The 6,354-nt window shown below is 62.6% G+C and carries 5 protein-coding genes; all 5 read left to right on the plus strand.

Features of this window, described 5'->3' with window-relative positions; all coding sequences use genetic code 11:
* Positions 1-160: 160 nt before the first annotated feature.
* Complete coding sequence (locus JX283_RS07625; protein WP_204830041.1) at positions 161-1,243, plus strand: DUF871 domain-containing protein; 1,083 nt, start codon at positions 161-163, stop codon at positions 1,241-1,243.
* A gap of 19 nt (positions 1,244-1,262) precedes the next feature.
* Positions 1,263-1,562, plus strand: coding sequence for a PTS sugar transporter subunit IIB (locus JX283_RS07630; RefSeq protein WP_204830042.1), 300 nt, complete (start codon positions 1,263-1,265; stop codon positions 1,560-1,562).
* A 54-nt stretch (positions 1,563-1,616) separates the two neighbouring features.
* Positions 1,617-3,026, plus strand: coding sequence for a PTS sugar transporter subunit IIC (locus tag JX283_RS07635; RefSeq protein WP_239652541.1), 1,410 nt, complete (start codon positions 1,617-1,619; stop codon positions 3,024-3,026).
* Positions 3,027-3,276: 250 nt separating this feature from the next.
* Positions 3,277-3,720, plus strand: a complete 444-nt coding sequence (locus JX283_RS07640; protein WP_204830043.1) for a DUF3284 domain-containing protein — start codon at positions 3,277-3,279, stop codon at positions 3,718-3,720.
* Positions 3,721-4,018: 298 nt separating this feature from the next.
* On the plus strand, positions 4,019-6,354 hold a 2,336-nt coding region (locus JX283_RS07645), incomplete at its 3' end, for a YSIRK-type signal peptide-containing protein (protein WP_204830044.1).

Below are 6,354 nucleotides of genomic sequence, written 5' to 3' on the forward strand. Positions count from 1 at the left end.
CCCGTACCCCCCCCCGCGCCCCCAGCGCCCGGAACTCATGATTCGTTGCCGGAAAATCCTGCAAATCATGAATCAACAATGTCACTTTTTACAAAGGCGGATGGTACATCATTTTGCTGATAGCAGCCAATGGGGCGCCACCTCACAAAAGGATGTGCACATGGGACTCGGTGTATCGGTGTATCCGGAGCGCGTTGACGTAGACGCCATCGTCCAGTACCTCGGCCGAGCGGGGACCCTCGGGTACTCGCGGGTGTTCAGCTGCCTGCTGTCTGCCGAGGGGGGCCGCGCCCACGTGGTCGAGCGCTTTTCCCCGGTGGCCCGGGCCGCGCACGAGGCGTCCATGGCGCTCACTCTCGACGTCTCGCCTGTGGTCTTTGAGCGCCTCGGCATCAGTCCGNACGACCTCTCGTTCTTTTGCGACCTGGGGGCAAACGCCATCCGCCTCGACGAGGCCTTCACACCGCGTGAGGTGGCGGCTCTCACCCACAACCCCTACGGCCTGGCGGTGGAGCTCAACGCCTCCACGGCCGACGGGACCGTAGCCGCCGTCTGCGCCTGCGAGCCGGACCGCTCCCGCCTGAGCGCGTGCCACAACTTCTACCCTCAGCGATACACCGGGCTCAGTGCCTCGTTCATGGAGCAGGAGAGCCGCGCCGCCAAGGAGCTCGGCCTCGGGGTGGCCGCGTTCGTCTCGTCCGGACAGCCTGACGCCTGCGGCCCGTGGCCCCTCAAAGAGGGTCTTCCCACTGTGGAGGCCCATCGCAACGCCCCCATCGACCTGCAGGCGCGCCACCTGTTTGCCACGGGCGTGGTGGACGACGTGCTGGTGTCCAACTGCTTTGCCTCAGATGACGAGCTTCGCTCCTTGGCAGCGCTGGACCCTGCCACCGTCGCGCTCAGGGTCGTCCCGGCCAAAGGGGCCGAGGGCCCGCTTTTCAANGCGCACCTGGGNTCTTCGCTGCGGGTCCGCGGCGACTCCTCTCCCTATATGCTGCGCGACTTCGACNAGAGGGCCCGCCTGGCGCCTCTGGGCATCGCCCCGCACAACACGTGGGGCCTTGTGCCGGGCGACGTGNCNGTGGTCAACGACCGCGGCGGCCGCTACGCCGGTGAGCTGCAGGTTGTCCTCAAGGCAATGGACAACGACGGCACCAAGAACGTCGTGGCCAACGTCGTTGAGGAGGAGCGCTTCTTGCTGGGATACCTCGGGCCGTGGTCCGGGTTCTCGTTGCTCGCGTAAGAGACGATTGGAGAGTTAGATGGTCAAAGTAATGCTCGTCTGCAACATGGGCATGTCCACGAGCATGCTCGTCAAGNAGATGCAGGAGTCCGCCGATCGCCGCGGCATCGATGCCAGGATCTGGGCCGTCCCCGAAGCCAAGGCGGCCGTCGAGGGGGCGGATGCCGACGTCGTGCTCCTCGGGCCTCAGATCCGCTATCTCGAGGACCGCATCGCCGCCCAGGTGACGCCCGTCCCCGTGAGCGTTGTGGACGTCATGCAGTACGGCCGCATGGACGGCGACGCCGTCTTGGACTCGGCCCTCGATCACATCGCCTAACCGCTCCTCACGGCACGGCCCGGGAGACGGAAGAAGACAGAAAGGAAGTGTTTCATGAGCAGTCCTATGGACGGATTCATGCAGTGGATGGAGACGAAGTTTGTCCCCGTGGCCAGCAAGGTCGGCAACCAGCGCCACCTTGCCGCCGTGCGCGACGCCTTCATCTCCATCCTCCCCATCACCATGGTGGGCTCCATCGCCACGCTCCTCAACGTGTTCGTGGTTGACCTGCCCACCATGTGGCTGGGCGAGGAGAACGTCGTCACCACGTCGCTCGCGCAGGTGGTCAACGTTGACGGCCTTGTGAGCCATGGCTCCATGGCCATCTTTGCCCNGTGTTTTGCCTTTGCCTTTGGCTATCGCCTGTCCCGCGCCTACGACGTGGACGGCCTGGCCGGCGGCGTGATCGCCCTCGCCTCGGTAGTGGCTACCATGAACTTCGCCCCCGAGTTTGCCTATGTGCTTCCCAACGTCACTCCCGACGCGATGGGCGCGCTCTCCTCGGCGGGTCTTGCCGTGGCAGAGGTCGATGGCGCGGTGACTCTTCAGGTGACGGGCGCAAACCTCATCTCCACAGCGCTCACCGGCGCCACCGGGCTCTTCTCGGCCCTCATCTTCGGCATCATCTCCACCATNGTCTATGTGAAGCTGACGCTCAAGGACGTCACCATCAAGCTGCCCGAGGGCGTGCCGCCCGCGGTCTCCAAGGCGTTCGCCGCCATCATCCCCGGCGTTGTGGCCGTCTACGTCTGCGCTATTCTCGCCCAGCTCTGCGTGGCCCTCACCGGGCAGTACCCCAACGACCTCATCGTGGAGTTCATCCAGAAGCCCCTTCTGGGCATCTCCCAGAGCGCCCCGGCCATCGTGCTCACAAGCTTCTTGATCCAGCTCCTCTGGTTCTTTGGCATCCACGGCTCCCAGGTCATGGCCCCTGTGCTCGAGGGCCTGTACACGCCGGCGCTCTTGGAGAACATGCAGGTCTGGAACGCCACCCACGACATCGCCCAGCTGCCCTACCTGTGGACCAAAGCCTCGTTCNAGTGTTTCTCCATGTTCGCGGGCGCCGCCATCACCCTGGGCCTCATCATCGCCATCATGATCTTCTCCAAGCGCCGCGAGTGCCGTGTGGTGGCCGAGATGTCGGCGCCCATGGGCGTCTTCAACATCAACGAGCCGGTCATCTTTGGCATGCCCATCGTCTTGAATCCCCTCTACCTCATCCCCTGGCTGCTGGTTCCGGTGGTCGCCACGGTCGTGGCCATGGCCTTCACCTTCACCGGGCTCATCCCGCCGGTGTTCATCCAGGTGCCGTGGATCATGCCCGTGGGCATTGGCGCGTTTCTCGCCACGGGAGGCAATGTGCTCGCAGGACTCGTTGCCCTGCTCAACCTCCTGATCTCCTTTNTCATCTGGACGCCGTTCGTTANGCTCGCCAACCGCATGGACGCGCCCGAGAAGCAATAGCCGCACGGTTTTTGGCCTCCACGCTCGAGATGGCGTGGAGGCTTTTCTTTGTTCTGCTCAAAGCTGCGAAAAGGTGCNTCCATGGATGCGNTGAGTTCTGCGACCNAGTGGGCCCTGGCCCTGCTCTCCATGGGTTGTGCCGCCTTCACCTACGGGTATGCCACGGGAAACATCAACGTGGGATGGGGTGTGCTGCTGATTGCGGCCGCTGGTATCGTCGCTGTGGCCCATTGGGCGGCTGGGAGGCGTCATGCGCGTTGAGAGATGGATGGATGTGGCCCCCGAGACGGCGTTTGCCTGCCTTGAGGAGGCCGTTCTCGCCGATATGGCCCAAGGAGGGCTGCCGGAGGGGCGCAGGCCGTGCGCCGGCACGACCTGGCANCGCCCCATGGTCACCAAGATGGGCCAGACCGTCACGGCCACGGTCTCNGTCGAGGAGTACGAGGACGGGCATGCCTACGCCTCGTCGGTACAGGCTGGAGACGGGACCTACCTCGTCCGCTACGGCTTGGAGGCCAACGGGGAGGGTGTCATCGTCTCCTACGAGGAGACGTTTGACGGCAGCGGCTTTTGGTGCGGCCTCAACGGAAGGCTCGTGGGCCTTGTGACCGCCCCGTGGCGCCGTGCCAAAATGACGCGCCACCTATGCGCCCTCGAGCGGCTCGCATCTATGCGCAGTGATTCCGGGTCTTGAGGGACTATTTCTCCATTGATTCTTATAGGAAACTGAATAAATGGTAAATCGCTGTTCGCTATTATAAATATACTAAACCATAATGAAAAACAGCCAACTTTGTTGGCAAATACAATCATAGCTATTTACCTGCAATTATTCGNGAAANCAGCTATCTTGTTCCCATGCCTGTAAAGATGGAAATCTACAGTTAACGATTGGGCTAGGAGTTAAGAGAACAATCTCTATTGTGGTCGAGAAACCATTCACCAACTACGCGTNNGGACCCGAAAAAACCGCACGGGGGGGGGGTCGTTCAATGGACCACAAGAACGTCTCGGCCGGGCCTCCGGTCAACAAGCGGGNAGTAAAGGTAGAGCGGGTTCCGCGCTACGGGCTCCGTAAGCTCTCGGTGGGCCTGGTCTCCTGCATGCTGGGCGGCACCATGATGCTNGTGTCGCCCGTGGCGGCAGTTGCGGCTGAGTCCCAGCCGGCCATCGCCACCCGTTCCATCGNCCCGAACTTGCCGTTCGCCGCCAAGGGCGTCGAGGAGAACCCGAGCCTTCGCTACGCCGGCCTCGAGTATAAGAGCGTGGACGACAAGGGCAACATCGTGCTCAACGAGACCAAGTGGGCCAAGCTCGCCACGGGCTGGGGCCACGACGACTCTATCCAGCTCTCCGGCCAGTATCTGCTCTACTTCGACAACCCTGACTTCTACAACGAGGTCGCCAGCATCTCCGCTGCGGGTAAGCCGATGAACAAGGTCACCAACGTGGACGGCAAGGAGGTGCAGCCTGGAAAGCTTTGGTCCATCGGCATTGCCAATCCCAACCCGTTCGATTACGCCAAGATCGGCATTGTCACCAACCACGACATCGTCATCACGCTGAAGGACGGCCAGACCTTGGACAGCCTCGGCCTCGCCGACACGCCGGTCAACTTTGGCTCCGTNTGGCTCACCGACGAGGGTCTTATCGATCCCAACGGCTCTTCCAACGGCTTCATCTTGAAGAACAACGATAAGATTTTGCCGGACGACCAGTACTACAGCGGTCTTGGCCGTAACTTCTGCAACGGCGAGATGATCCAGAACATCATATTCGATCAGAAGACGCGCACCATCCGCTCCGTTCACACCTTCAAGCCCGACCAGAACTTCCTCCAATCCAACTACTCGTGGCTGCTCTACGTCAAGGAGCGCGTCCCGGCCGAGCTGCTCAAGTACATCAAGGTCAACGACGTGAAGCTGGGCGTTTCTGACAAGCTCGGCAACTACACCGGCGACAACGAGTGGATCGACCTCAACGTCGACNACTCCGGCCTCGTGGACTCCTCGCGCACGCCGGCCGTCTCCATCGCCGACATCGACACCTCGTCCAATGGCGATAAGAATGCCGCTAAGGAGCGCTTCAAGGAGGCCAGGACAAACCTCGACAACAAGGTCTTTTGGGGCACCCTTGGCCAGTCGCGCAACTACACCATCTCCTACACGCTCAAGGACGACATTGACTCGGCCCAGTTCGTGCGCGACCTTGCCGAGTACGTGAAGAAGAACGGCTCGCAGCTCAACGTTGACTCTTGGCTTGAGGCCGACTTCCCCGACTCCTTCATCGGTGGCGGCATGCTCGTGGGTGGCAACGACAACGGCGATCCCACCAAGATGATCAAGGGCTCCTACGCCAACGCCTTCATCGACCTTACCGACTCAGACGGCGACGGCATCCCCGACTTCTCCGAGAACAACATGGGGACCAACCCCGCCCTCTATGACACTGATGGCGACGGCCGCTCTGATGGTGACGAGCTCACCCTCGACCAGACCGGCCCTGTGGACCCCAAGAGCTTCAAGGTGGGTGTGGGCCCGTTGATTCCCCCCGCCGACTACGACCCTGCTGCCACAAAGCCCGGCGAGACCACGCTCTACCTCAATGGCGGGGACAGGAACTCCTCCGTTGCCGGCTCCCATGCTGTCTTTCTGACCAAGGAGCCTTCGGCCGCCTGCGATTCGAGCACGGGCGTTGTGGACCCCAACTCTGTTCAGCAGGTGTCCAATTCTGACACCAAGCTCATCTTGGCCCTGCGCCCCTACGATGCGGCCACCAAGAAGTTCGATGCCACCGCTACCGGCGACAGCTTGGGCGTTCCCGACAAGGAGTACAACTCCGACGCCATCAATGCTGGCATTGACCACGCCGATCNTCTCGGTAAGATCCCGGCCGAGCTTGTCATTCCCGATACCCATAAGCTTGCCCCTGGCGACTATCAGCTTGTGGTGTACCGCAGCGCCGACGATCCCAACCCGGTTCCCGGCGAGGTCATTCACGTGGTTGCCGACGCTCCTACTGCCCTGGACGCCACGGTGACCGCCCCCGGCCCCCAGACCGAGGGCCAGGCCGTCCCGGCCGGCACCAAGGTCGTGGAGCCCAACAAGCCCGGCTCCACCATCAGGGGCGACGTCGTTGCCGGCATGGCCGTCAACCCCCAGGGCGAGCTCACCGGCACGCCCACCATCGACGACTGGAAGGACGGCGAGACCGAGCGCGTGGTCAAGCTCCCCGTCACCGTCACCAACGGCTCCGAGACCAAGCGGGTCGAGGTCCCCGTCACGGTCAAGCGCCCCCAGGCCGCCCTGGACGCCACGGTGACCGCCCC

Source organism: Olsenella sp. CU969 (assembly GCF_905219715.1).
In the GTDB taxonomy this organism is placed as follows: Bacteria; Actinomycetota; Coriobacteriia; order Coriobacteriales; family Atopobiaceae; genus Granulimonas; species Granulimonas faecalis.